Annotated in this window: 24 protein-coding genes; 3 read left to right on the forward strand and 21 right to left on the reverse strand. The window is 63.7% G+C overall.

All coding sequences use genetic code 11. From position 1 onward, the window contains the following. Position 1: 1 nt before the first annotated feature. The 12 genes from NKH52_RS22930 to NKH52_RS22985 form a co-directional block, all read right to left on the reverse strand. The gene (locus NKH52_RS22930) at positions 2 to 1,084 is read right to left on the reverse strand and encodes a fatty acid desaturase family protein (RefSeq protein ID WP_352733334.1); all 1,083 of its coding nucleotides are present in this window, start codon (positions 1,082 to 1,084) and stop codon (positions 2 to 4) included. A 49-nt stretch (positions 1,085 to 1,133) separates the two neighbouring features. After that, complete coding sequence (locus NKH52_RS22935) at positions 1,134 to 2,315, reverse strand: aldose 1-epimerase family protein (RefSeq protein ID WP_352733234.1); 1,182 nt, start codon at positions 2,313 to 2,315, stop codon at positions 1,134 to 1,136. A gap of 16 nt (positions 2,316 to 2,331) precedes the next feature. Next, on the reverse strand, positions 2,332 to 3,114 hold the full coding sequence (locus tag NKH52_RS22940; RefSeq protein WP_164780215.1) for an ATP-binding cassette domain-containing protein: 783 nt from the start codon (positions 3,112 to 3,114) through the stop codon (positions 2,332 to 2,334). Then, positions 3,111 to 4,091 carry an ABC transporter permease gene (locus NKH52_RS22945; RefSeq protein ID WP_352733231.1) on the reverse strand — a complete coding sequence of 327 codons (981 nt, stop codon included), beginning with the start codon at positions 4,089 to 4,091 and terminating at the stop codon, positions 3,111 to 3,113. Before NKH52_RS22945 ends, NKH52_RS22940 begins: the two co-directional genes overlap by 4 nt. An 82-nt stretch (positions 4,092 to 4,173) precedes the next feature. Further along, positions 4,174 to 5,118, reverse strand: coding sequence for a sugar ABC transporter substrate-binding protein (locus NKH52_RS22950; RefSeq protein WP_352612604.1), 945 nt, complete (start codon positions 5,116 to 5,118; stop codon positions 4,174 to 4,176). Between the two features lie 67 nt (positions 5,119 to 5,185). Continuing rightward, complete coding sequence (locus tag NKH52_RS22955) at positions 5,186 to 6,100, reverse strand: sugar phosphate isomerase/epimerase family protein (protein WP_127317901.1); 915 nt, start codon at positions 6,098 to 6,100, stop codon at positions 5,186 to 5,188. Between the two features lie 54 nt (positions 6,101 to 6,154). Further along, complete coding sequence (locus tag NKH52_RS22960) at positions 6,155 to 7,240, reverse strand: Gfo/Idh/MocA family protein (protein WP_352733227.1); 1,086 nt, start codon at positions 7,238 to 7,240, stop codon at positions 6,155 to 6,157. Between the two features lie 35 nt (positions 7,241 to 7,275). Beyond that, the gene (locus NKH52_RS22965; RefSeq protein WP_352733224.1) at positions 7,276 to 8,337 is read right to left on the reverse strand and encodes an ABC transporter ATP-binding protein; all 1,062 of its coding nucleotides are present in this window, start codon (positions 8,335 to 8,337) and stop codon (positions 7,276 to 7,278) included. A 1-nt stretch (position 8,338) separates the two neighbouring features. Then, positions 8,339 to 9,430 carry an ABC transporter ATP-binding protein gene (locus NKH52_RS22970; protein ID WP_352733222.1) on the reverse strand — a complete coding sequence of 364 codons (1,092 nt, stop codon included), beginning with the start codon at positions 9,428 to 9,430 and terminating at the stop codon, positions 8,339 to 8,341. Further along, positions 9,427 to 10,386, reverse strand: coding sequence for a carbohydrate ABC transporter permease (locus NKH52_RS22975; protein ID WP_352733219.1), 960 nt, complete (start codon positions 10,384 to 10,386; stop codon positions 9,427 to 9,429). Before NKH52_RS22975 ends, NKH52_RS22970 begins: the two co-directional genes overlap by 4 nt. After that, entirely contained in the window at positions 10,383 to 11,243 is an 861-nt protein-coding gene (locus tag NKH52_RS22980; RefSeq protein ID WP_013530821.1) for a carbohydrate ABC transporter permease, read from the reverse strand. Before NKH52_RS22980 ends, NKH52_RS22975 begins: the two co-directional genes overlap by 4 nt. Before the next feature lie 81 nt (positions 11,244 to 11,324). Beyond that, entirely contained in the window at positions 11,325 to 12,938 is a 1,614-nt protein-coding gene (locus tag NKH52_RS22985) for an extracellular solute-binding protein (RefSeq protein WP_352733216.1), read from the reverse strand. Positions 12,939 to 13,274: 336 nt separating this feature from the next. Between NKH52_RS22985 and NKH52_RS22990 the strand changes: the two genes are divergently transcribed. Further along, positions 13,275 to 14,303 (forward strand): LacI family DNA-binding transcriptional regulator, encoded by a 1,029-nt coding sequence (locus NKH52_RS22990; RefSeq protein WP_352733214.1) that lies wholly within the window; start codon positions 13,275 to 13,277, stop codon positions 14,301 to 14,303. Between the two features lie 49 nt (positions 14,304 to 14,352). Here the strand turns inward: NKH52_RS22990 and NKH52_RS22995 are convergent, their stop codons facing one another. From NKH52_RS22995 to NKH52_RS23025, 7 genes are all read right to left on the reverse strand, one after another. Beyond that, positions 14,353 to 15,372 carry an aliphatic sulfonate ABC transporter substrate-binding protein gene (locus NKH52_RS22995; RefSeq protein ID WP_352733212.1) on the reverse strand — a complete coding sequence of 340 codons (1,020 nt, stop codon included), beginning with the start codon at positions 15,370 to 15,372 and terminating at the stop codon, positions 14,353 to 14,355. Between the two features lie 35 nt (positions 15,373 to 15,407). Next, complete coding sequence (locus NKH52_RS23000; RefSeq protein ID WP_352733210.1) at positions 15,408 to 16,304, reverse strand: ABC transporter permease; 897 nt, start codon at positions 16,302 to 16,304, stop codon at positions 15,408 to 15,410. 12 nt (positions 16,305 to 16,316) lie between these two features. Beyond that, positions 16,317 to 17,153 carry an ABC transporter ATP-binding protein gene (locus tag NKH52_RS23005; RefSeq protein ID WP_352733331.1) on the reverse strand — a complete coding sequence of 279 codons (837 nt, stop codon included), beginning with the start codon at positions 17,151 to 17,153 and terminating at the stop codon, positions 16,317 to 16,319. Between the two features lie 32 nt (positions 17,154 to 17,185). Continuing rightward, a complete protein-coding gene (locus NKH52_RS23010) occupies positions 17,186 to 17,512 on the reverse strand; it encodes a 4Fe-4S dicluster domain-containing protein (protein WP_352733207.1) in 327 nt (108 codons plus the stop codon). Beyond that, complete coding sequence (locus NKH52_RS23015) at positions 17,509 to 19,134, reverse strand: FAD-binding protein (protein WP_352733204.1); 1,626 nt, start codon at positions 19,132 to 19,134, stop codon at positions 17,509 to 17,511. Before NKH52_RS23015 ends, NKH52_RS23010 begins: the two co-directional genes overlap by 4 nt. A 30-nt stretch (positions 19,135 to 19,164) precedes the next feature. After that, positions 19,165 to 19,761 carry a thioredoxin family protein gene (locus NKH52_RS23020; RefSeq protein WP_352733201.1) on the reverse strand — a complete coding sequence of 199 codons (597 nt, stop codon included), beginning with the start codon at positions 19,759 to 19,761 and terminating at the stop codon, positions 19,165 to 19,167. A gap of 278 nt (positions 19,762 to 20,039) precedes the next feature. Continuing rightward, the gene (locus NKH52_RS23025; RefSeq protein ID WP_352733198.1) at positions 20,040 to 20,984 is read right to left on the reverse strand and encodes a heme/hemin ABC transporter substrate-binding protein; all 945 of its coding nucleotides are present in this window, start codon (positions 20,982 to 20,984) and stop codon (positions 20,040 to 20,042) included. Between the two features lie 185 nt (positions 20,985 to 21,169). Here NKH52_RS23025 and NKH52_RS23030 point away from each other — a divergent pair, with 185 nt between their 5' ends. Both NKH52_RS23030 and NKH52_RS23035 read left to right on the forward strand, forming a co-directional pair. Continuing rightward, the gene (locus NKH52_RS23030; RefSeq protein WP_352733195.1) at positions 21,170 to 23,290 is read left to right on the forward strand and encodes a TonB-dependent hemoglobin/transferrin/lactoferrin family receptor; all 2,121 of its coding nucleotides are present in this window, start codon (positions 21,170 to 21,172) and stop codon (positions 23,288 to 23,290) included. Between the two features lie 2 nt (positions 23,291 to 23,292). Beyond that, positions 23,293 to 24,378, forward strand: a complete 1,086-nt coding sequence (locus tag NKH52_RS23035) for an SIP domain-containing protein (protein WP_352733192.1) — start codon at positions 23,293 to 23,295, stop codon at positions 24,376 to 24,378. Positions 24,379 to 24,599: 221 nt separating this feature from the next. Here the strand turns inward: NKH52_RS23035 and NKH52_RS23040 are convergent, their stop codons facing one another. Together NKH52_RS23040 and NKH52_RS23045 are read right to left on the reverse strand one after the other, a co-directional pair. After that, a complete protein-coding gene (locus tag NKH52_RS23040) occupies positions 24,600 to 25,034 on the reverse strand; it encodes an aconitase X swivel domain-containing protein (RefSeq protein ID WP_352733189.1) in 435 nt (144 codons plus the stop codon). Next, positions 25,031 to 26,281, reverse strand: coding sequence for an aconitase X (locus tag NKH52_RS23045; RefSeq protein ID WP_352733186.1), 1,251 nt, complete (start codon positions 26,279 to 26,281; stop codon positions 25,031 to 25,033). Before NKH52_RS23045 ends, NKH52_RS23040 begins: the two co-directional genes overlap by 4 nt. Between the last annotated feature and the right edge of the window lie 212 nt (positions 26,282 to 26,493).

Raw genomic sequence — 26,493 nt, forward strand, 5'->3', positions numbered from 1 at the left:
CCTATTCCGCCGCCGCCGGAACGGTCAGCGCATGGAACTCGTCCCGGTATGGCCTGGCCGTCGGCGGCAATTCACGCTTGAGAAAATAATCCTCGTACTGAAGCTGCTTCAGCAGCACCGGCCAGACCTCGCGATAGGCATGCCACATCGAAGGGTTCGGCGCGGGCAGATCATGCTTGATCAATTCATGCAGCCTCGGCAGCGCGTGATACGGCACCATCGGGAACATGTGATGTTCGACATGGTAGTTCATGTTCCAGTAGATGAAGCGGCTGATCGGGTTCATGTAGACGGTGCGCGTGTTCAGCCGGTGGTCGGTGACATTATCGGCCAGGCCGATATGCTGCAGCAGGCCGGTCAGCACCATGTGCCAGCTGCCGTAGAGGCGCGGCAGGCCGATAAGCACCAGCGGCAGGAACGACCACAGATAAAGCGCCAGCGCGATCGCCGCGACATAGATGGCGACATGCCAGCGCGCGGCTGTGACCACCTTGTGAAGCTCCATCTCGGGAATAAAGCTTTTCTCGTCGGGCGAGATGCTGCCGAACGCATTGCGCACCAGCGTCGGCAGCGAATAGCGGAAATCGAGAATGCCGGTGAAGGCGAGTGCAGCGCGTAGCAGGTCCGGCGGACGCATCACCGCGATCTCGGCGTCGCGACCGACGATGATCGTGTCGGTGTGATGGCGCGCATGGCTCCAGCGCCAGGTCACCGGGTTGCGCATCAGCATGAAGCTGGCGATCTGGTAGACGGCATCGTTCATCCAGCGCGTGCGGAAAGCGGTGCCGTGGCCGCACTCGTGCCAGCGCGAGTCGCTGGACGAGCCGTAGAGCACGCCATAGACGAGCAGGAACGGCACCACCCACCATGTGTCCCAGAACCAGACGATCCCGGCGGCGGAGCCCAATATGGCAACGATCCAGATGATCGTGTCGCGGATCGCCGGCCCGTCCGAGCGTTGCATCAGCTCTTTCATCGCCTTGCGCGGCACATCGGTGTGATACCACTCGGCCGAGGCCAGCCCGGTCTCGATCGCGATGCGCGTGCTTTCCCCGACCAGGCTGTAGTCGCGCTTTTTCTCCATCACATCGACCTCCGATTTCCGGCCCGCCAGCCGGAGCATTCGTTTCGCATCATGCCCTGGCCGCCAATCCCGGAAAATTGCCCGACGGCACAGGATAATCCTGTTGCGGCTGCCTGGCGATCGACGCGATCTTCGCTTCGGCCGCCGCGATCGCGCCGGCGCCGTCGAGCACTCGGAACACCGCGTCGTAAGAACGGCTTTCGCCATGCTCCAGCCAGATCATCTCGCCACGCTCGCGCGCCGCGAGATTGCCCAAGACATGGTGTGTCGAGGGTTCGATGCCCAGCGCATACTGCCCCGCCTGGAAATTCTGCCATTGATAGGCGCAAGGCAGCTGGTCCTTGCGCGTGATCACTTCCAGGCCAAGCCCTATGCCGTCATTGACCACCGCCACCGGCACCTCGCCATTGGCGTCCGCCGCCATCTCGTGCTGCCAGACCTGCTCGCTGAAGCCCAGTCGCGGTGCCGGCACGGTGCGGTAACCGACCGTCTGCGCCTCGTAGCGTTCGCCTGCATGGCCAGCCCAGACGACGTCGCGGATCGGCGCCAGATAGCGCGAACCCTCGTCGAGCAAGGGATGGCTGACATTGACGTGGTAGAAATACATGTGCGGCGTGCGATTGAAGCCATGGTTGACGATGCGGTCCGACAGCCGGATCTCGTTGCCGCCGACATCGGCTTCGATACGCCGGATCAGATGCAAATCCTCGCCGAACACCGCCGATTGCTGAACGATGCCTTCGGCCCAAAGCACGCAGCGGTCGCCATCCCAGGCCTCGCCATAACCGGTCAACCGCGCTGGAATAGTGCCGACGCGGCCATGCAGCGAATGGGTCACGGTCTTCCTGCCCGGGTAGTTGTAGCTATCGGCAGGCACCTCTTCGCGGCCCAATATGTGGTCGAGGCCGCAGGTGACAAGCAGGCCTGAAAATGAGCGCGCCCAGGCGAGGCCCCCTTCCCCCTCATAATCGTGCAGGCCGGGGTTGCGAAAGCCGCTCGGCGAATGCCAGCCGATCGCCTGGCCCTTGAAGTCGCAATCGGCGATGTCGAGCGCCCGGTCGACCAGCGCCGTGAAACGCATGCCCGAGCCGGTGCGGAACTCCAGCATGCGGATGCCGCGTTCCACACCGTCGCCAAGCGTCATCAGCCGCACGCCGGCAAATTGCGACAGCATGCCCGAACGTTCCGACACCTGCCGGCGCGAAAGCGTCTTGCCGTAGAGTTCTACCATGTGACGGCCAACTTCTTCACTTCGCTCTCGTCTCCTTCAGCAGGGCCGACATGTCGGCGCCGGTGATGATGCTTTCCACGGTCAGGAGATCGGTATCGGCAACCGTCTGCTCGGCGACGATCTCGCCGCGGCGCATGACGATGATACGGTCGGCGACCTGGAACACGTGATGGATGTTGTGGGTGATCAAAAGCACGGAATGACCGGCCTCACGCACCTCCTTGACGAAGCGCAGCACACCATGGGTTTCCTCGACACCGAGATTGTTGGTCGGTTCGTCGAGGATGATGACCTTGGCGGCGAACTGCATGGCGCGAGAAATCGCGATCGACTGGCGCTCGCCACCCGACAGCGTTAAGACCAGCGCATCGGCGTCGAGTTTTTTCGAGATGCCGACGCGCTTCAACAGCGCCGACGCCGCGTCGCGCAATTTGGCGAAATCGAGCGGCGCGAACACGCCCAGCCATTTCAGCTTGACCGGTTCGCGCCCAAGGAAAAGATTGCGCGCAATGCTGAGATCCGGCGCCAGCGACGTATCCTGGTGGATGGTCTCTATGCCGAGGTCCATCGCATCGCGCGTCGAGCGGATCGAAACCTTTTCGCCGCGCACATAGATGTCGCCCCGATCAGCTGGAAACACGCCCGAGATCGCCTTGATCAGCGTCGATTTGCCGGCGCCATTGTCGCCGAGCAAGGCCACCACCTCGCCCTCCTTGAGAGCAAAGGACGCGTTCTTCAGCGCCCGAACGCTGCCGAAGGATTTTTGCAGATTCTGCAGCCGGAGAACTTCCATGATCAGCCCCTTGCAGCGTTCTTCTGCAGCAAAGCGTGCAGGATGAGCATGGCGAGGATGATGAGGCCGACGAAGATGTTGTAGGCGAGGCCCGGCACGCCGATCAGCACGATGCCGTTGCGGATCGCGCGCAGCATCAGCGCGCCGACGATGGTGCCGAGGATCGTGCCACGCCCGCCGGTCAGCGCCGTGCCGCCGACCACCACCATGGCAATCACTTCGAGTTCGTAGCCGGTGCCGGCCACCGGTGAGGCGGCCGAGATGCGGAAGGCGCTTATCATGCCGGCCAGTCCCGCAAGGACCGAAGTCAGGATGAACAGCCACACCTTGACGGCGTCCGCCGGCACGCCGCGCGCCACCGCCGCGTTCCGATTGGAGCCGATGGCGCTGATCCAGTTGCCGAGCTTGGCATAGCGCAGGATATAGATCGCCAGCAGCGACAGGCCGATGAACCACCACAGCGAAGTGTAAAACCGGAAAGAACCGACATTGAAGCTGCCGGCCAGCAGCGTGACGAAGAAGCCCGGCTGATCCCAGGATTTCAGCGGAAAGCCCTGCGTGATATACAGCGCCGCCCCGCGCACGACGAGCAGCATGGACAGAGTGACCAGGAAGGACGAAATGCCGATCTTGGTGACGATCAACCCGTTGATCGCGCCGATGGCGACGCACAGCAGAAGCCCGGCCAGGGGGGCGACGCCGATATCCACGCCGCCATTCTGCACCAGAAGCATCACCACCACCGGCGCCAGTCCGAATACGGCGCCGACCGACAGGTCGAACTCACCCGCCGTCAACAGCAGCGTCATGCCGAGCGCGATGATGCCGAGCTCGGGCAGGAACGCCATCATGTTGGAGATGTTGAGCGGCGACAGGAAATTGGCATCGGCGATGGCGAACACCGCAAGGAGGACAACGAGGATGACGAGCGAGGAGAATTGCGGCGAGCGCATAAGGCTCGATCTGCGTTTCCCGACAGGCATTTCGTCTTCTGCGGCGATCATCATGACTGCTTGAACCATGCTTTGAAGTGGTGCCCGCGGGCTGTGCCGCGGGCACCGGTTTTCACTTCGTGTCGTAGAGTTTCAGGATCGGTTCGACACTCGAGGCGTCGTAGAGGCTGAATGTATGGATGTCGTAGCCGATCGGTTCGCCCGACGCGGCGAGCCCGAGAAGCGCCACCGGCATGAAGCCCTGTGCAGACGGGAACTGCCAGGCCGCCGCGTTGATAAAGCCGGACTTAACGGCCTCCGCGGTTTCCTTCGAATTGCCCCAGCCGACGACCGGGATCTTGCCGGCCGGCACGCCTGCGCCGTCGAACACCCGCTTGACGCTGGCCGCGACGGAATCGCCGAGCGCGATGATCGCCGGCGGATTGTTGGCCACCATATAGTCGGTCATCTTGGCAATGATGCCGGCCGGGTCGGTGCCGCAATCGACCACATCATATTTGATCCCCAACGGATCGAAGACGCTGGCGATGCCTTCGGTCTCGAGCTGCTGATAGCTGGCGCCAGGCACTTCCACCGGCAGGAACACCTTGTCGCCCTGCTTCACCATCTTGTGGTCGACAAGATACTTGGCCCAGATGACGCCCGCCTCCTTGAGATCGGCGCCGACATAGGCCTGCCGTCCGGTCGCCGGATCGTCTGTGTTGAAGAACACGATCGGGATGCCGGCCGCCTTGGCCGCCTTCACCTCTTCCGTCCACAAGCCTGGCTGGGCCGAGGTGGTGGCGATGCCGTCGGGCTTGGCCGCAAGCGCGGAATTGAAGGCCTCCTTCTGCGCCGCCATGTCGCCGCCGCTGAAGGAGATCTTGCAGGTCACCTTGAGCTGGTCGCAGGCCTTGGTCGCGCCGGCATTCCAGTCCAGCCAGAACGCATCCGATGGGCCGCCATGCGACAGCAGGTAGAAGGTCTTCTGGCCTTCCTGCGCCATTGCCGGCGAGGCGAATGCGATTCCCGCGAACACAGTCGCGGCCGCCGCCAGTTTCAATCCGAATTTCAACACTGCAATTCCTCCCTTGTTGTTGCTTCCAAGCCGGATGCACCGCCGGCAAAGGGCGGCGCACAGCCGGTCAGAGACCGTTGGCGCGGAACTTGTCGTCGAGAAATTTCTTGGCCCTCGGCACGTCGTCTTCCGAAAGGTGTTCGATGATCACCGGGATGTTCGGGTTCTTCTGCGACAGGCGCTGCAGATAGAGGTCGTAGTTCAGCGAGCCGGTGCCCGGCGCGTTGAGGACCATCTCGCCAACGCCGCGGAAGGTGTGCGAGGCCAGCGCGTCGTCATCGCCGATGTCCGCATGCTTCTCGCTCTTGTCGTCGCCGGCTCGTGCGACATCCTTGGCATGCGCGATTTTGACCTTGTCGGCCAGCGTGTCGAACACCTGGTTCAGCACCTTGTCCATCTGGTCGATGTTGTGGCTTTCGAAGTAGTTGGTCGGATCCATCAGCAGGCCGAGGCCCGGATGGTCGACCTGCGCGAACATCCTCACCGTTTCCTCGACCGAGCCGACGACATTGTTGACGTAGGTTTCGAGCAGGAACATTGAGCCGTGGTCATAGGCTTCCTGCGCCAGTTCGGAGATCACCTTGCGGCACATCTCAAAACCCTCTTCGGACTTGTTCTTGGGATCGCTCATCCACTCGCTCTCGGTGTTGTAGGTACCGGTCTCCGAGATCACGTAAGGACTGCCGAGCTGGCGGGCGTTGCGGATGATTTCCTTCAGCCGATCGACATTCGCCTTGCGGTGCGCGAGGTCGGGATGAATGACATTGGTGTAGCCCGAGATGCAGCAGATCGGCAGGTCGTGGGCACGGAACGTGTCGCGAACCTTCTTGGCCTTATCCTTGGTGATCTGGCCGGCCGACAGGTCGATATCCTTGAAATGAAGGTCGAGCTGCACGGTGTTGAAACCGTGGCCGCGAATTTTCTTCGCCGTCTCTTCGAGGCCGTATGGGAAATAGCCCGTGAAAATACCTGCCTGCATCATGGTGTGAATTCCTCCCTGTAAGCGATTCAGTTGTCTGGTGTTCAGTTGCGGTGATCAGATAGCGATTTCGGAAAGCTTGACCGTGCGGGCCTCGTCGATCGAGCGGTAGCCCGCCTCGACCAGCGCCATGGTCTTGACGTTGTCGGCGACCGACAGCGCCGGCGGCGTGCCGGTCTTCACCGCATGCTGCAGCTGCTCCATCACGCCGATAAAGGCATGCGGGAACCACATCGTGTCCCAGCTCGGGCTGACCCATTCGCCGCCGGTCGTCTCGGTCGAGGCATAGGTCAGCGTCGAGGCAGCGCCCGTCGGCCAGCCGATGGTGCCTTTCGCGACGCCCTTGGTGCCGTCGACGCGCCAGTTGATGTGCTGGTCGTCCTTGTAGCCATCCTGGCGCGGACCGGACCAGACATCCTCCAGCGACACGGCGAGCACGCCGGACGGGAAGCGCAGCGTCGACACGGTGATGCCGTCGGAATGGTCGAATGTCGTGCGCGGATCCTTCCGCGTCAGCGTGGTGATCTCTGAGGGGTCACCGAACAGGAAGCGCAGCACATCGAGATGATGCACGCTCATATTGGCCAGCGTCAGCCGGTCGTAATCCTCGAGGAAGCTCTGCCAGTGCGGGATGGCGTGCATGTCGATCTGCCCGAAGACGATCTCGCCCAGCGCGCCGCTGTCGATGATCTGCTTCAAGACGCGCATCGACTGGTCGTAGCGCATGTTCTGATTGACCGAGAGGATCTTGCCGGCCTTGGCCGCCTCATCGCGCAGCTTGACCGCTTCCTCGACCGACAAGGCCAACGGCTTCTGCGCCAGGATCGCCTTGATGTGCTTCTGCTTCAGCGCGTGGCGGATCAGCGCCGGCTGCAGGTCGGGCGGAAAAGCAAGGTCGATGATCTCGACATTTTCATCCTCGATCAGTTTTTCGGGCGTGTCGTGGACCGTGGGGATACTCCAGCGCGTCGCCACCTTCTCGGCGCTGGCCCTGGTGCGCGAGGCGATTGCCACCACCGGGAATCCAGCTTCCTTGTAGGCGGCGAGATGGCACTCGGCCATGATCATGCCGGCGCCGACGCAGCCGATCCTGTATTCCTTCGTGCGGACCTTCACGTCCGGCTCAAAGCCCTTGCTTGCCATCTCTTCCTCCCGAAACTCTTTCCTTGCGGCGGCCGTCATCGTGCCAACGCTCCGCCGCTCTGTTCGAAATAATGCACTCTGGCCGGCTCGCAGGATATCACCACCATGGCATCCGGCCGGACGTCGGGCTGGCCGCGCAGCAATGCCTTCAGCCGCGCCTGCCCGGCAGCGAGCGTCACCACGGTATAGCCGCCAAGCGGCTCGACCTCGAACACTCGCGCCGGGCGGCCCGGGCCCCCATCCGCCCACGGTCTAACCTTGATGTCTTCCGGCCTCAGGCCGATCTCCACGGCGTCGGCGGGCGCTGTCCTGTCTTCGATGCGGATCGTCCCTTCAGCCGCTTCGACACCGCCCTCGCTGCGCGCCGATCTGAGAATGTTCATCATCGGCGAGCCAAGCAGCCTTGCCACATAGGTGCTGGCGGGGCGGTCGTAGATCTCTGCCGGCGTGCCGATCTGCCTGATCTTGCCGTCCTCCAGGATGGCGATGCGGTCGGCGACCGACATCGCCTCTTCCTGGTCATGCGTGACATAGATCAGCGTCTTGCCGAGTTCGCGCTGGATGCGCTTCAGCTCGACGCGCGTTTCCTCGCGCAGCCTGGCGTCTAGCGCCGAGATCGGATCGTCCATCAGATAGGCATTGGGATCGCGCACCAGAGCCCGGGCGATCGCCACGCGCTGCCGCTCCCCGCCCGAAAGCTGTCCCGGCGGCTTGTGCAGGATATGGCCGATATGCAGCTTCGCCGCGACGTCCGTGACCCGCCGCTTGATCTCGGCCTCGGCGACCCGGCGTTCGACCAGGGGAAAGCGGACATTTTCGAGCGCGCTCATATGCGGAAACAGCGCCAGGTTCTGGAACACCATCGCCACGTTGCGCTCGGCCGGCGACATCGCGTTGACCGGCCTGCCTCCGATCAGGACTTCGCCGGTGTCAGGTGTCTCCAGCCCGAGCACCAGGCGCAGAATGGTCGACTTGCCCGACAGCGGCGGTCCGAAGAAGCAGAAGAACTCATTGTCGTTGACGGTGAACGAGGCGTCGTCGACGGCGAGTGTATTGCCGTAGCGTTTGGTCACATTACGGAAGACGATATCGGCCATCTCAACCTGCCTTCATCGCAAGGCCGGTAGCGGCGTCGAAGACGCGCACCGACGACGTCGTGGGGGCAATGACAGCGGTGTCGCCGATAGCCAGTCCGACATCATTGTCGAACACCGTTTTCACAGCCGCCTCGCCCTGGCCGAGATGAACGATGGTCCGCGCACCGATCCGTTCGACAAAGGTCACCGGCATTGCGAGGCCCTGCCCATTCTGCACCAACGTCGCCTGTTCAGGACGGAATCCGTAAAGCACCTCGCCGCGCGCACCGCGCATGGCCGCTGCGAGTTCGCCCGGCAGCGGCGGCGTGACGCCCAACGGTCCGAGATCGACGACCAGTCCGCGATCGCTCTCCGCCAGCCTGCCCTTGAGCAGGTTCATGCCCGGCGCACCGATAAAGCGGGCGACGAAGACATTGGCTGGATCGTTGTAGACCTCGAGCGGCGTGCCGACCTGCTGCAGCACGCCATGATCCATGACCGCGATGCGGTCGGCCATGGTCATCGCCTCGAGTTGGTCGTGGGTGACATAGACCATGGTCTGGCGGAACTGCCGCTGCAACTGCTTCAGTTCGGTGCGCATGACGGCCCGGAAAGCGGCGTCGACATTGGAGAGCGGCTCGTCGAGCAGGAAGATCGCCGGCTCCATGATCGCCGAGCGGCCGATCGCCACCCGCTGCAATATGTTGACCGACAGCCTGTCGGCCTTGCGGTCGAGCAGCGGCGTCAGCTGCAGCATCTCAGCGATAGCGCCGACACGGCGATCGATCTCGGCTTTGGCAGCCCCTCGCATTTTTGGTCCATAGGCAAGGTTCTGGCGCACCGTCATATGCGTGAAGATGGCGTAGTTCTGGAAGACGAAGCCGACGCCACGACGCCCCATCGGCACGCCGGCCATGTCGCGTTCGCCAAACAGGATCTTGCCGCCGGTCGGTTCCTCCATGCCGGCGATCATGTTCATCGTCGTCGACTTGCCGCAGCCCGACGGTCCGAGCAGCGCCATGAACTCGCCGTCGGCGATTGCCAGGTCCATGGTCTTCAGCGCGGTGAAGTCACCGAATTTCTTGACAAGGTTCTGCAGGTGAATGGCACTCATGCCGGCACCTCGCGCGCCCGCGCCATGCGCTTCATGGCGAACACCGCGACGATCGAGAGCACGATCAATATGGCCAGCGCGATCGCCGCCACATAGCCCCAGATCAGGTCCTGCGTGGTGAGCTTGTAGATGTAGACCGAGATGGTTTCGGTGGCGACGCCTGGACCGCCGCCGGTCATGATGTAGAGCGTGTCGAAGATCTTGAAGTTCTCGATCACCCGGATCGCCAGCGCGATGATGATGATCGTCTTCATCTTCGGCAGCACGATGGTGACGAAGCGCTGCCACGGATTGGCGCCGAGCAGCGTCGCCGCCTTGATCTGGTCCTCCGGCACGCCGACCAGGCCGGCAAGCAGGATAAGGAACATCAGCGGCGTCCACTGCCAGATGTCGGCGATCATCACCGCGATCAGCGCCAGCGTCGGATCCGACAGCCAGGCGATGGTGACAGAAGATCCGGTGAGCGACGACAAGATGTCGTTCACCGGGCCGCCCGACTGGAACAGCATGAAGAACATGTAGCCGGCCACCGCCGGCACCACCATCATCGGCATCAGCAGGATGGAATAGAAGACGCGCTTGCCCGGGAAATCGTCGGCAAACAGCGTCGCCAGCGCCAGCCCAAGCAGGAATTCCGCCGGCACGCAGACGATCATGACGATGGCCGTACGCTTCAGCGCACTCCAGAAGCGCGTGTCGACGGCGAGATCGGTGTAGTTGGCAAAGCTGTTCCACATCGACCAGGCGTTCCACCAGCCGGTGCCCGACAGGGGCGACCAGTCGGTGACGCTGATGTAGAGCTGCATCAACAGCGGGAAGGCCGAGATGAACAGCACCAGGATCTGCGCAGGCAGCGTGAGCCGGAAACCCAGCCTTGCGCCCTCATCGCGCGAAACCGACTTTGCTCCGACGGCTTTCATCTCATCCTTGGAAGTCATGACAGTCACCGCGCTCATTGCTTGAGCGCCCCGAACGTCAACCCGCGCACAAGATGACGTTGGATGGCGATGCCCATGATGACGGGCGGCACGGCCGCGATCAGGCCAAGCGCCGCCTTGGCGCCATAGAGCTGCCCGGTCATCGAGGAGGATAGCGAGGCCATGTAGACGGGGATGGTCACCCATTCGCGCGTCGTCAGAAGCAGCGCGATCAGATAGTCCGACCAGTTGAGGATGAAGACGAAGAGCGCGGCACTTGCCAGCGGCGCGCGCATCATCGGCAACGTGATGCGCGTGAAGACGCGCAGCCGCGAACAGCCCTCGACAAGCGCCGCCTCCTCGATCTCGCGCGGCATGTCGTCGAAGAAGGTTTTCATCAGCCAGAAGGCGAACGGCAAGGTGACGATGCCGTAGATCAGCGCCAGGCCCCACCAGCTATCGGTGAAGTTGAGGAAAGCCCACATGATCATCACCGGGATCATGACCGCCATCGGCGGAAAGATCCGGAGCTGGATCAGCGCCAGCGGCAGGTTCTGGCCGGAGCCGAAACGCGACAGCCCATAAGCCGCGGCAGTGCCCGCCGACATGGCGATCACCGTGCCGAAAACCGCCGACAGCAGCGATGCGAGGATCGGCTTCAGCGCGTTACGGTCGAGCGCGACGATCAAATTGTTGGTCGACTCGCCGAAGACGAAACGGAAATTGCTGAGCGTCGGGTTCTTCGGCCACCAGGTCAGGTCGGCGCCGGTCGCCGACCATTCGGCGATCGGCTTGAAGGCCATCGATACCATCCACAGGATCGGCACCAGCGTCACCGCCATGGCCGCGAAGATCGCGGCATAGCGGAATATCAGGAAAGGAACGGAACGCTTCATCTGGCGGCTTTGCTGGTGGCGTTGTGGGCGGAGGGGAGAAGCAAGCTCCTCCCCTCCTTCGATATGATCCAGGGAGAAAGATCAGACGATTGGGTCGAGAACTGTCGGCCAGGCCTCCTTGTTGGTCTTGATGGCTTCGAGCAGTTTGTCCTCGCCGGTGCGCCGGGCGATCTTTTTCCACTCTGCCTCGGTATCGGCCATCGCCTGCTCCGATGTCTTGGCCTTGGTCAGCGCCGCCATCAGGTTCTCGTCGAGCGCATTGTGGAAGGCTGTCGCGCCGGGATAGTTGATGGTTGGCACGGTGCGGGCGACCGTCTCGCGCACGACGTCCATGTGGTAGGCATGATAGGTCTGGCGCACCAGCGGATCGGAGAAGTCCGAAAGCCGGAACGGGTCCAGATAACCGCCGGGGTTGGCGCTCATCCATGCGTAGATGCGGGCCGAGCCCAGCCATTGCAGCAGGAGATAGGCGACCTCCTGGTTTTTCGACTGCGACGAGACCATGCCGGTCAGCGAGAACCACAGCACGGAACGGCTGATCAGCTTGCCGCCGATCTCGCGGCCGGGCGGCAGCATCGAGCCGATCTTGCCGGTGACGGCTGAATCCTTGTTGCCGGCATTGTCGAGGAATTTCGGCAAGTTGGAGAAGGCGCAGGTCATCGCCGCACCACCCTTGGCGAAGTTGCCGTATTGCTCCGGCCAACCCCAGGAGATCGCATCCGGCGAATGATGCGCGAGCGAAGCGACATATTCGTTGGTGGCGGCAATACCTTGCTCGGAATTGATCATCGGCTTGCCGTCATCGCCAAACAGGAATTGGTTGGGCGAAGCCATCGAGACATAGCGCTGGTACCAGTTCGTGTAGCCCCAGCCCTGGTTGCGCAGGTCGGTCGAGCCGAACAGGCCCTTGTCCGGTCGCTGGAAGAAGGCGGCTATGTCGCCATGCTGCTTCCAGGTCTTCGGCGGCGCCAGATCGTAGCCGTATTTGTCCTTGAAGGCCTTCTTCTCGGCTTCGTCGCCGAACAGGTCGGTGCGGTAGACCCAGGTCTGGAAGTCGCCGTCCAGCGACACGCCATAGTTCGAGCCGCGGTATTTGTTGAGCAGCGACACGCCCTTGGCGCCGTTGACATAGCCGCTGACCGGATCGTCCCATTCAGGCTTATGCTGCGCGACAAAGTCGTCGAGCTTGGCGATGCCGCCGGTTTCGGCGAGGTCGCCAAGACGGTTCCATTCTGTCGAGTAGATGTCGTAGGCCCCACCCTTGGTGGAGATGTCCTGCATCGTCTTGGTGAATTCCTGGCCGTTCGGCAAACCGACGATTTCGATCGCGATGCCGGTTTCCTTTTCCCACAGCTCCTTGATCGACGGCGCACCGGCCGGGAACGGCTGCGTGAGCTGGCCGATCGAGCCGTCGGACAGGCCGAGCACGATCTTGGCCGGCGCCTTGCCGGCGCCCTTCAGCGCCTTGGCCGCCTCGATGGCGCGGCCTTCCGGCGTGTCGGCGCCATACTGGTAGCGCTCGGCTCCATCGAAGCCCGTCGGGCCGCCGATCATGCCGGGCGCCAGCGCGTCGGCCGCATAGGCGCGGCCGGGACGAATGAATTGGGGTGCGATACCAGCGGCGGCCATGATCACAGCCGCCTTTCCTCCGGATTCCAGCAGCCGGCGCCGCGAGATGCGGATCAAGTCAGACATTGAAACTCCTCCCTCAGGGCCACGTTTCCTCCACGGCCCTTATGAGGGATATTGACGGCAGCATGGCAAGACTGTCAACATCATAAATAATCAAAACACCTCATAACGTTGCAACAAGGCAAGGAAATGCACAAAAACGGGATCCATGCGTCACGCCGGATGCCTCAATTTGAGGGCACCCGGCCCTTCCCGGCCCCGCGCAGCCCTGCCGGACCATTTGATTTAGCGCGGCGGCTTGCACATCGGCCAAGGGCGGATACATCATTTCCCATCAGAATCGCGGATGGCGGGGAAGCCGTCACCAGCCGATCCGACACATGCAGGAGATGAAAGACGGTGCGTTCCACCCTGACTGACATAGCCCGGGAGGCCGGCGTCTCGGCCGCCACCGTCGACCGCGTGCTCAACAACCGACCCGGCGTACGGGCGCGCACACGGGAAATCGTGCTCGAAATGGCGCAGCGCCTCGGCTACATCGCCGAAGGCCCGAACGGTGCGCCGCCACGGCCCTCGCCCGGCGAGGTCATCCGGCTCGACTTCGCCCTGCCGGCCGGCACCAATTCCTTCATCAAGATGCTGCACCGCCACATCGAGGCACAGGCTCTGGCGCGGCCCGACCTCGATGTTCGTATCGCCACCATAGAGGGCTTCAATCCTGACCGGCTCGCTCGCCTGTTGCAGGATCTGCGCGGACAGACGCAAGGCGTCGGCGTCATCGCGCTTGACCATCCGACGGTGCGCGAAGCGATCCGCTCCCTATCGGCCAACGACATCAAGGTGGTGACCATCGCGTCCGATATCCTGCATGTGCCCAGGGTCGCCTATATCGGCATCGACAACCGCGCCGCCGGGCGGCTGGCCGGCTATCTGCTCAACCGCTTCATGGGATCGGGGCGTCCGGGCAAGGTGGCGCTGTTCGCCGGCTCGCTGTCTTATCGCGGCCACGAGGAACGCGAGATGGGGTTCCGCCATATCCTGACGGAGGAATCGCCCAATCTGCAGATCGTCGAGATGCGCGAAATGCTCGACGACCGCGAGAAGGCCTATTCGGAAGCGTCAGCCCTGTTGGAGCGGCATCCCGACCTTGCCGCGATCTACAATGTCGGCGCCGGCAACACCGGCATCGCCCGCGCGCTCAAGGAACGCGGCCGCGCCCAGTCCATGGTTTTCCTCGGCCACGAGGTGACGGACGGCACCAAGGATCTTCTGCTCGACGGCACGCTCGACGCGGTGATCGACCAGAACCCGCGCGTCGAGGCCCGCGAAGCGCTCAACACTCTGATCCATGCGGTCCGGGGACGGCCCTATGAACTGCACCAGCCAAGGCTGCAGGTGATCTTCAAGGAGAACATTCCGGAGATTTGACCTGTACGAGGCGGCGCCGCAAAGCGCCGCCCGCTCGATCTTTCCGGGCCTATTGGACGGCAGCGACTTCAGCCGCGGCGCCATCGACAAAGCTCTTGTCGACCCATTTGCCATAGTCGATCGAGCCCTTCAGGAGCCCGGCGCTGGCCATGAATTTCTCCTCGCCCTGCAAGGCGGCGATCGCGTCGTCCGTGAGTTTCGGATCCTGATGGAACACCCCGTCGGCATAGGTCTTGCGGACGGATTTTTCCGACGACTTGGTCGCCTCGACAAAGGTCTTGATCGTCTGGTCCGGATGGGCGTCGGCCCAGCGCGAAATCTCGATATCGACCTTCAGCAGCCGCTTGACCAGATCGGGATATTTCGCCGCGAAGGCGCCGTTGACCGAGATGACGTTGGGCACGTTCCATTCCGGATGGGTGCTGGTGTCGAACAGGACGCGCGCCTCGCCGGTGTCGACCAGCTTGGCCGCCGTCGAATCGGTCTCGACAATGGCGTCGATATCGCCGCGCAGCAGCGCCGGGCCGGATGCCTCGAAAGGCAGGTTCAGACCTTCGACATCATTGGTGGTCAGGCCGACGCTGTTCAGCGCCTTGCTGAAATTCGAATGCCGCACCGTGCCGGTCAAATAGGCGACCTTCTTACCCTTGAGATCCTGCAGCGTCTTCAGCGGCGAGTCGGTCTTGACGACGATGTAGGAACCGCCGGCCTTCACATAGCTCGACAGGCCGATCAGCCTGATGTCGGCGCCGGACGCCGCAACGCGCAGCGCTGGATTGTTGCCGGTATAGGTGAATTCGATCGCGCCGGTGGCCAACGCTGTCGTCGCCTCCGAACCGCCATTGAAAGTCACCAGTTCGACCTTGATGCCGTCCTTGGCGAACTCCTTCTCCCACCAGCCGTCCTTCTGGGCGAGGATGAATTTGAGATGCCCCGGCGCGGTACTGCCGATGCGGATGATTTCCGGCTTGTCCTGGGCGAAGGCAGGCATGCCGCCAAGGCCGATGACGACGGCAATGGCGCCCTTCAGGAGCAGTCGGCGAAGTGCATCGAATGGAATGCTGGGCATGGGAAAATCCTTCCTGATTGGAATGAATGGACGGCTCAGATGAGCGAGGTCTCGGACTGGCCTTTCCAGGCTGTTGCCCAGCGCTCGAACCAGACGAGCAGGTAATTGACGGTCAGGCCGATGACGGTCAGCGTCAGGATGCCGGCATACATGTCGGCCGTTTCCATCATCAGCTGCGAGTTCTGGATGAGGAAACCGAGGCCGGATTTGGCCGCCAGCATCTCGGCGCCGATGACCGCGAACAGCGAAGATTTCACCGCCAGCCGGGCGCCGGCGACGATCGAGGGAATGCTGGCCGGCAGGATGACTTTCCGGAACAGATCGAAATCGGACGTACCCATCGAGCGCGCCGCCTTGATCAGCAGCGGATCCACCGACTTGACGCCGCTGATCGTGTTGACGAGGAGAAAGAAAACCGAGGAGTAGAAGGTGATCGCCACCTTCGATTCCTCACCGATGCCGAGCAAAAGGATGAACACCGGCAGCAGTGCGAATTGCGATGTGTTGCGCAGCGTCTGCACCAGAAGGTCGGAAACCTTCTCGAACAGCGAATAGCGGCCCATCAACAGACCGAGCGGGATGGCCACCACCACGCCGAGTGCGAAGCCAATGGCAGCGCGCTGCAGGCTTATGCCGATATGCTCGATCAGCACGCCCGAGGCGAGCAGCGCCCACCAGGCGACCAGCACCTCGCTCAGCGGCGGAAAGAAAATCCGGTTCAGCCAGCCAAGCCGGGGCGCGATCTCCCACAGCAGGAAGAACAGGCCGAGCAGCGGCAGGCCATAGAGGAACGTGCCGTGGCTTGCTTTCTTGCTCCGGATCTTGGCGCTGGCCTTGATGGCAGGGACCCTGGCGGCAGCGACCGTTTCGCCAGCGCCGGCAAACAGGTGGAGCGCTCCAGCGGAGCCAAACTTCTCGGTCAGATAGGCCATTGGTCCAGCTCCTCAGTGACTGAAGGCTGGCGACAGGGTCCAGTCCTTCTGCGCCTTGTTGACCTCGTCGCGCAGCACGTCCCAGACGCGGGCGCGATAGGCGTTGAATTCGGCGCTGGCGCGGATATCGCCGTCGCGCGGCCGTGGCAGGTCGATATCGATGATCTCCTTCACCGCGCCCGGCCGCGCCGTCATCACCACCACGCGATCGGCGAGGAAGATCGCCTCGTCGATCGAGTGGGTGACGAAAATGACAGTCGTGTTGATCTTGCCCCAGATCCGCAGCAGCTCGCCTTGCAGCAGTTCACGCGTCTGCTGGTCGAGCGCCGCGAACGGCTCATCCATCAGCAGCACTTCCGGGTTGCTGGCCAGCGCACGCGCGATTGCCACACGCTGCTGCATGCCGCCGGACAGCTGGTTGGGAAAACGGTCCTCGAAACCAGCAAGGCCGAACAGCGCCAACAGATGGCGGGCTGTGACGGTACGCTCGGCCTTGGCGACGCCGCGCACTTCCAGCGCATATTCGATGTTGGCGAGCGCCGTGCGCCAGGGAAACAACGCATACTGCTGGAAGACATAGCCGGTCTTTGGATCGGGCCTGGTGATGCGCCTGCCGTCGAGCTGGACGTTGCCGCCGGTCGCCTGCGTCAGCCCGCCAATGATATCGAGCAGCACCGACTTGCCCGAGCCGCTCGGGCCGACCAGCGTGATGAACTCGCCTTTGCGGATCGAGAGATCAACGCCATCGAGCACGGTGACGCGGTCGGTCGCCTCGCCATCCACGGTGACGAACTGCCCCGGCTTGAGCTGGAACGTCTTGCTGATGTCGCTGACGACGATCCGGTCCATGTTCGGGCGATCCATATCTGTCTCCGATCGGTTCACTGCGCCACGCGGATGCGGTGCGTCGGGTCGAATTCCGAGCCGCCCGCCTTGCCGCGCTTCCAGCCAAGCGCGCGGGCATAGGAGCCGAACAGCTGTCGGGCGTCGGCCTGAGCTTCCGTGATGCCGGTCGACCCCTCGGCGAACTCGGCCACGTAAAGCGCGTCGGTCGGGCAGTAGATCTCGCACAGAAAGCAGGTCTGGCAGTCCTCCTGGCGGGCGATCACCGGCACGCCGTTCTCGGTCGCGTCGAAGACGTTGGCCGGGCACACCTTGACGCAGATGTCGCATTCGACGCAGCGCGTGGCCGAGACGATCTCGATCATGACGCCAGGTCCGCCAGCCGCTCAGGCGCACCTGCGATGCGGAACTCATCCACACCAGTGATGACCAGCCGGTGCACGAAGGCCGGGCTCTTGCCCGGCAGGTCGGTGCGGCGATGCATGCCTCGGCTTTCCGCGCGGTGCAGCGCCGCGGCCACGGACCAGCGCCCGGCAGCGGCGATCGATGCCGCCTCGCGCGTGCGGACCCGATCCAGCCCCTCGCCTTGCAGATGGTCGCGCACGTCGCGCCAGACACTCTCCAGCCGCTCGCCGCTTTTCTCCAGGCCCTCGCCGGTGCGGAAGAAATTCTTGTCGAGCGGCGTCACCTCGTTGCGCACCGCCTCGATGACCTCGCCTGCCGAGGTGTCGGCACGCGGCGAAGATGCAGGACGCAATCCAGCCTGGCCAAGCGACTGCACCGCACTGCGGAACGCCTTGCCGGTCCGGCGCCTGGCATGGGTCGAAGCGCCCTTGCCGGCCCACCAGCCGCTGGCCAGCGCCCAGGACGAATTGACGGCGCCGCCGCCCGACACGGCCCCGGTCATGATCTCGCGGCTGGCGGCATCGCCGGCGACATAGAGGCCGGGCACGCCGGTGGCGCAATCGTCGGAGACGATGTCGATGCCGCCGGTGCCGCGCACCGTGCCTTCGGCGCGCAAGGTGATGCGGAACAACTCGCTGAACGGGTCGATGCCGGCGCGGTCGTAGGGCACGAAGCAATTCGGCTGGCCCTGGCGCAGCCAGCCTTGCAGCGCCGGCTCGGCCTGATCGAGCCGCGCATAGACCGGGCCGTCGATCAGCGCGCGCGCCACTTCCTCCTCACGGTCGCCGATGCCGTTACGCAACGGCTCGCCGGTCGGTCCGACGATTGGCGAGCCATCTTCGCGATGGAACGAGGCCCAGCGGAACGGCAGGCCCTTGTTCAGCGATGAGCCATAGGGCGCCAGCGTGTATTTGCCGGTGAACTCCATACCCGACAGGCTGGCGCCGGCTTCGGCCGCCATCAGATAGCCGTCGCCAGTCAGCCCGGTGGCGCCGAGGATGCGTTCGCGAAAGGCGCAGCCGCCGGTCGCCAGCACCACGGCGTTGGCGTCGACGCGCCAGTCCTGGCCGATCTGTCTCGCAACACCTGCGGCGCCGACAATCGCATCCCCATCCGACAACAGTTCGAGCGCGGGATGATGGTCGAGCACGGTGACGCCGGCCAAAAGCACCCGGCGGCGCATGAAGCGCATGTAGTCCGGGCCGCGCAGATTGGCGATGTAGAGCCGTCCGTCATCCTCGCTCGGAAAGGGATAGCCCCATTCGGACAGCCTGAGCAGGTTGCGGTAGGCGGTGTCGACGCAGCGCAGCATCCAGCGCGGGTCGGCGAGTTCGCCGGTGCGCTGCCAGCGTCGTTCGACCACGGCATGCCTGTTGTCGCCCGGCGGCACGCACCAGGTGCCGGTGTTGGACGGCGCGGTGGCGCCGCTGGTGCCGAGATAGCCCTTGTCGGCCAGCACCACCTTGGCGCCGCTCTCGGCCGCAGCGATTGCTGCCCAGGCGGCCGACGGACCGCCACCCAGCACCAGCACGTCTGCCTGGAGCAGCAAGCTGTCGGAAGCGGATTTTTGCGGCTTGGGCATGGACACCTGGCGAATGCGTCGAGGCCGGCGCTAGGCCGCGCGCGCCGCGCTGGAAGACCAGACCGGCTCGTTGCCGGCACTCCATTTGATGTTGCAGCCGATCGACGGCACTTGGCTGGCAATGGGCCTGCCGCCCTCCAACACCGTGTCGACCGCCGCTCGCAGATCGGCACCCGTCACCGGCTTGCCGTTGCCCGGCCGCGCCTCGTCGAACCGGCCGTGATAGGCGAGCCGCCGGTCAGTGCCGAACAGGAAGAAGTCGGGCGTGCAGGCCGCGCCATAGGCTTTCGCCGTCTGCTGCGACGCATCCTTGAGATAGGGGAAGGAATAGCCGAATTTTTCGGCCTCTTCGCCGATACGGGCAAGCGTTTCTTCCGGATGCGCTTCGTGGTCGTTGGCGTTGATCGCCACCACTTGCAGCCCCTTGCCCGCATAATCCCTGGCGAAAGCGGCAAGCTGCTCGCGGATCAGCACGACGAACGGGCAACGGTTGGAAATGAAGGCGACGAGCAGGGCCGGCTTGGCGTCGAAATCGGCGAGGCGGTGCAGCACGCCTTGCGCGTCGGGCAGCAGGAAGTCGGTGGCCCTGGTGCCGAGGTCAATCGGATTGGACTCTGTCTTCGGCATCGATGCGCTCCATGTGCAACCATTTTTCACAGCCCAAGATGCGAGCGCTCCGAACGTTCGCAGTTAGTCTATGAATTTAGTATAATTATAGGCTGGAGAGCGCATTCGCGGTCAACCGCGCGGCTTAGAATATCGTGCCAATGTTTCAGGCTGAGCCGCCAAGTTTGTTCGGGCGGAAGCCGATCCGGAGAAATCCGGACGGACAGGATTTATCAAGCGCAACGGGTTCGGCGACGAAATTGGTATTGCCCAGCCGAACCGCCTTCCGATTTACGGCGTCATTCCCCTTCGGGATAGAGCGCCTTCGCCAGGTCGCGGATCGCATCTGATGTGCGCGGACCGAAGCCGATCATGTAGGCGCCGTCAAGCACGACCAGCGCCTTGTTGGCCGCCGCCGGCGTTGCCGCCAGCGCGCGGTTGCCGAACACCTGCTCGGGCGTCGGCCCGCCCTTGCCGTCGCTCATCATCAGGATGACATCAGGCGCCATCTCGATCAGCTTTTCCTCCGATGCCGCCTTGTAGCCCTGCACGACACCCATCGGGTTGAGGCCGCCGGCGTAGCGGATGATGGCGTCGGCCGAGGTGCCGGCGCCGGCTGCGCTCAGCTTCACAAAGCCATGGAAGAACACCACCTTCTTGCGCCGCGCCGGCGGAATTTTCGCAGCCAGATCAGCTGCGGCCTGGAAGGCAACGAGCACTTCGGTGGAAACCGCCCTGCCCTTGTCCTCGAGCCCAAGGCTGGCGGCGATCAGCGTGATCTTGCGCTCGATGCCGTGCGGGGTGTTGTCCTGCGAGATGAAGACGATCGGGATCGCCAGCGACTTCAGCACCTCCATCGCCTCGGGCGGTCCGCTGTCTTCGGCCGCCAGGATCAGGTCAGGGCGCAGGCCCGCGACGCCCTCCACCGAAAGCTGGCGGCGATAGCCGACATTGGGTTTTCCGGTCACATCAGGCGGATACTTGCTGCCGCGATCGATGGCGATGATCCGCTCGCCGGCGCCGAGCGCATGGACGATCTCGGTGACGTCGGAGCCGAGCGTCAGGATCCTTGTTGCCGGTCCCGGCGCGACGGTTCGTCCCAGCGCGTCGACAACCGTCTCGGCGGCCAGCGCCTTGAAGCCGCAGGAGGGCGCCAGCACCGACAGCGCCAGAAGCAGCACCGCTGCGATCCTGCCCGGTTGCAACCAGCCGATCCTGTTGCCCTCGCCCGCCCTGCCGACCATGCCGCTGCCTCCGTGCCAGATGCTTCCGATGATGGTCGGCTATAAATTTAAAGTTGACTGATGTCATCATGTTTTAATATGTGACCCCTGCCCTGACCCGCCTGGTCGAGGGATTCTCGATCATGCCAGCCAAGGCCCTTCAGCCACCGCCAGCAGTTTTGCTTTTGCTTGGGGGCTGCATGACCATGACAACGACAACAAACACGACCTTGATGGCGAGCACCGCGCTTGCCTTCGTGCTCGGCCTGTGCGCCGTGCCTTTTGCCAGCGCGCAGGAACAGGACCTGGAGAAAAAGGCCGCCGCCAAGACCGGCCGCCTGGCGCCGGCCAGTGTCGCGCAGAACCAGCCGGCGACGATGCTCGATGTGATCACCATCTCGGCGACGATGATCAAAACGGCGGTGATCGAATCGATGGCCGCCATCAGCGCCGTCGATCAGGACGAACTCGACCGCATTCAGCCCGACACAGCCGCCGACATGTTCCGCACCACACCGGGCGTCGCTGCCTCGATGAATGGTGATGATCCCGCAACCGCCATTAACATCCGCGGCCTGGAGCAATATGGCCGCGTCGTCGTCACCCTCGACGGCGCCCGCCAGGACTATTGGCGCGTCGGTCATGGCTCTGGCTCGTTCTATGTCGAACCCGATCTCATCAAGGAAGCCACCGTCATTCGCGGTCCGGTGTCGAATGCCTATGGTTCGGGCGGCATCGGCGGCGTCGTCTCCTTCGAGACCAAGGATGCCGGCGATTTCCTCAAGAAGAACGAACGCTGGGCGCTGAGCGAGAAGCTTGGCTATGAGGACAATGGCGACGGCTTCACCACCAGCACCACCGGCGCCTACCGCTTCAGCGACGATGCCGACATCATCGGCAACCTCATCTACCGCGATCGCGACAGCTACACCGACGGCGACACCGTGCCATGGACCGGCGAGCGGGTGACCAGCGGCTATCTGAAGACGACGCTGCGGCCGGCCGATGGCCACGAGCTGAAGCTCGGCGCCATCCTGCAGCGCTACAACGACCAGATCACCGGATCGAGCGGCTCGACCTCGCCGACGCTGAGCCGCTACGACACCAACACCACCAACCAGACCTACACCGCCGCCTACACCTGGAAGCCCGACGACAACGAGCTGATCGACTTCAGCGCCAATGCCTACCACAACCGCACCCGCGCCGAGCAGACACAGGTCTGGCCTACCTCGGCGATCGGCAATTTCCGCTTCTACGATGTCGCCACATCCGGCTTCAACGTGAAGAACTCCTCACGTTTCGACGCCTGGGGACTAGCACATACGCTGACCTACGGACTCGATTACTACTATCTCGAGGCCTCCTCGGAAGCGGCGCATTTCGGCGCCGGCGAACAGCAGGGCTATGGCGGCTTCCTGCAATGGCAGGGCGACTATGAGGACTGGCTGCAGGTGATTGCGGCCATGCGTTACGACGGCTACCAGCTCGACGGCGAGACCCGCGTGCCGCTGCCGCAGCAGGCCTCAATCTCCGGCGACCGTTGGTCACCGCGCCTCACCGTCGGCGTCACGCCATTCGACGGTTTTCAACTCTACGGCACCTATTCCGAAGGTTACCGGGCGCCGGGCCTGCAGGATGTCTTCCGCGGCGGCGGCGCGCATGGCGGCGGCGATACATACCGGCCCAATCTTCTGCTGCAGCCCGAGACGGCAAAGAACTGGGAGGCCGGCGTCAACGTGAAATATGACGATGTGCTGACAGCGGGTGACCGGCTGCGCGCCAAGGTCAACGTCTTCCACACCGCCGTCGAGGACTATATCGACGTCGACCTGACCGTCCTGCCGCGCACGGCAATCAACATCGGCGACGCACGCCTGAAGGGCGTCGAGGCCGAGATGGTTTATGACTATGGCTCAGGTTTCGTGAACCTCTCCGGTGCGCTGATCGACGCCAAGGTCGTCAGCGGCGTCTATTCCGGCCAGGCACTGAACAACACGCCGCTCGACCGCTTCTCCGCCACGATCGGCTTCCGCATGCTGGAGGACCAGCTCACCGTCGGCGCGCAGTATCTCAGCGTCGGCAAGATCACCCGTACCAGCCGCACCAATCCCAACGCCGTGCCGGTCGTCGATGACGGTTTCGATCTGGTCAACGTCTTCGCCAACTGGCGCGTCAATGACAACCTCAAGCTCGATTTCGGCGTCGATAACGTCTTCAACACCGCCTACACCGACCCGCAAAGCGCATGGTCGACCTCGGCGGCAACCGAACAGGGCAAGGGCCGCACCTTCAAGGTGGCCCTCACCGGCAGGATCGGAGGCTGACAATGAACGAAGCATCGGTGCGTGAACTGGCCTGTGAGGCACAGCTCAACCTGCGGCGTCTGCCTGATTACATGGACAGCATCAGCGACAGACTGCGGAGCTTCGAGGCCGATGCTTCGCATCAGGGACAGCGCATCGATTTCCGCTTTGCCTTCGGTGGCGCCTCTTTCGACATGGAACGGCTGGTGATGCGGGCCAATGCCGCCGACCGCGACGGGCTGGCCCGTATCAAGGACCTGCTGGCCACGGCCGTACAGGTCTACGCCAAGGAGGAAAACCCCGAGATCGTCTGGACCGGCGATCTCTCAGGCGAAACCAGCCTCGCTCAGTTCCGCGAGATGGTGGTGACGGATGTTCGCGACCTCACCCCGCATATGCGCCGCATCCGCCTGGCCGGCGAGAACCTCTCGCGCTTCGCCAAGTTCGGCGGCATGCACATCCGCATGCTGTTTCCGACGAGGGATGTCCCCGATCCGCTCTGGCCGGTGCTGGGCGGCAATGGCCTCCCGGCCTGGCCCGCCGATGACCGGCGCCCGGTGGCGCGCGTCTATACCATCCGCGCGCTCGACGTGGAAAAGGGCATCATCGATGTCGACTTCCTGATTCATCCCGGCGAGAGCGTCGGCTCCACCTGGGCCATGCAGGCAGCGCCCGGCATGAAGGTCGGCATCATGGGACCGGTCGGCCGTCCGGTGCGGCAGGCAGAATGGTATGTCTTGGGTGCCGATGAAACCGGCCTGCCGGCGCTGGCGCGGCTGCTGGAGACGCTGCCGACCGAGACGAAAGGCGTTGCCTTCGTCGAGATCGCCAATGACGGTGAACGGCAGAAGATCGCCAATCCCACCCGCATCGAAGTGCATTGGCTGACACGGGATGGCGTGGCGGCGGGCGAGGACAGATTCCTGGCCGAGGCTGTCCGCTCGGTGGCGTGGCCGCAGGACGGTTCGGCGTTCGGCTGGTTCGCGGCGGAAGCCGCTGCCGCCAAGATCGTGCGCGAATATTGGCGCGACACGCTGGGACTTGGTCGCGATCAGACGCTGGCGGCTGCCTATTGGCGGCGTGGCTCTGCCGGATTGATGGCTGAATGAGGCGCGTTTGATGGGAGCATGGATTGAAAGCGTCAGCGCTGCCCCTCATCGCCCTGCCAGGCACTTCTCCCCGTATAGCGACGGGGAGAAGGGGCTGGACGCAATGCTGGCGTTCTTTCTGCGACGCTGGCGATTGGCGAAATCATCGGCGAAGACGTCCTTCTCCCCGTCACTATACGGGGAGAAGATGCCGGCAGGCAGATGAGGGGCAGCGCTGACTCTCAGCGATCCTGGGTCCTGCCGACGACCGCCCCACCATCCCCATCAACGCCAATCATGACCTGATCACCGGAAACAATACCCGCAATATCGCACACCACCAGCGGCATGCGGGTTCCGTAGAGGAATTCTGCAACGATAGCGCCGACCGCCAGGATTGGGTCCGGCCGCTCCAGCAAAATACCGGCCGGCGCCGTTCCCCGGCGGATCGCCTCGGCCAGGACCGAGGAGGACGACGACGACCCGCGCCCGCTTGGCATGACCAAAATCCTGCCGGCGACATTTTGGCCGAGGCCCGGATGGGAATGGTCTGTTATGTCGCCGGTCTCGGCATCGATACCGCCCCAGAAGCTGAGCGGTTGCGAGAACACCAGCGCCTGGCCCTTGGCTTCGCCGGCCAACTGGAAGGTGCCGGTTCGTTCCACCGGTCGCGTCATGAGGCGCTCCGCACGACATGCCCGACGGCAGCGGAGCGGATGCAATCCTCCATCTCTGCGAAGGCGACGGACACGCCGATATTGCCCGGTGCATAATGCGCCCATTTGCCGGAATTGGTCATCACGACGCCGTCGAGGCGTTCCAGGATCGATGTGACATAGGTGCAGGTGTCGGCGACCGGGACCAGACCAAACGCCTCCATCCCCGCCAGCGCGCCCTCCTCCTGCAGTCGCGCCAGGGTCGCACGGCCCGTGTTGACGTAGATCGGTATGCGCCTTCCGGGTGCTGCCTCGCGCAGCAGCGGCAGCAGTCGCATCCACTCCTCATACGAAAAATGCGGCGTGCCGAGCGACACGGCCGCCACCGGCGCGCCATCCCGTACGCTCGATAAGCTGGCCAGCGCATGGTCGATATCGGCGCGGGTGATGCGGATCGTTTCGTCAGGCGCATGACCCTGGAACGCCTCATCGAGCGTCATCGCTTCCGGCGTGATGCCGACCGCATGGAACAGCGCCACAGCACCCGTCGTTGCAGCCGCCGCGCCCAGCGCCTTTAGCTGGTCCTCATCGCGCGGCTGCGGCAGACCGGCAATCACCGGAACGCGGTCGCCGCTCGCTTGCCCGATGAATAGCCCGACGCCGACGAAAAGGCTGTCGCTCGGCTCGCCGTCCGGAACATCCAGCTCAAATAGGATCCGGCCGCGCCGGTTCTCGCTCAGATGCAGACCCCAGGCCGGCGCGCGCCCAGTCATGGCGCAGCACAGATCGATGAAATCGCCGTAGCGATTGGTGCGCGAGCCGATCACCGAATTGGCAAAGACGATGGCGTTGGATTCGCCCCAGGCGATCTGCTCGCCGAACTCCGGCCTGAACCGCGTCTGGTAAGGTGCGCAAGTGAAGGTCGCCTGGCAGCCGAGCTCCAGATGCGCCTTCATCAGCCGCCGCGCCGGCACCTCTTCCGCCGCCGGCATCTTGACCATGCCGGGATGGATGAGGTCGAACGAGCCGACATTCAATGTCGTCGGCACCTGGACCCGGCCGCCGCCTTCGACCAGCCGTTCCACGAAATCGAGACCGGCCTTGCCGTGGTAGAGACAGCCGTCGATATGGGCCCCGGCAATGTCGAGCAGGCCGCCCGCCCCGACCGCATTGGAAAACGCGACCAGGATTTTCATGGCAGCGGCTGCGGACAGGCCCTGCTCGCCGTCGAGCATGGATCGGTCGTTAGCCGTCAATTCCAGCGTCATAGATGTGCTCCCGGCCCTATCTAGCCCGATGGAGGGACAGCACCCCCCCTCTGCCCTGCCGGGCATCTCCCCCGCAAGGGGGAGATTGGCCCTCATATCCGCCTTCGCAAATTCCCAACGCTTCGGGAAGAGCATCGGCGCTGAAGCAGCCAATCTCCCCCCTTGCGGGGGAGATGCCCGGCAGGGCAGAGGGGGGTGTGACGGAACGCTGT

The sequence above is a fragment of the Mesorhizobium sp. M1066 genome, from assembly GCF_040318635.1.
GTDB lineage: Bacteria > Pseudomonadota > Alphaproteobacteria > Rhizobiales > Rhizobiaceae > Mesorhizobium.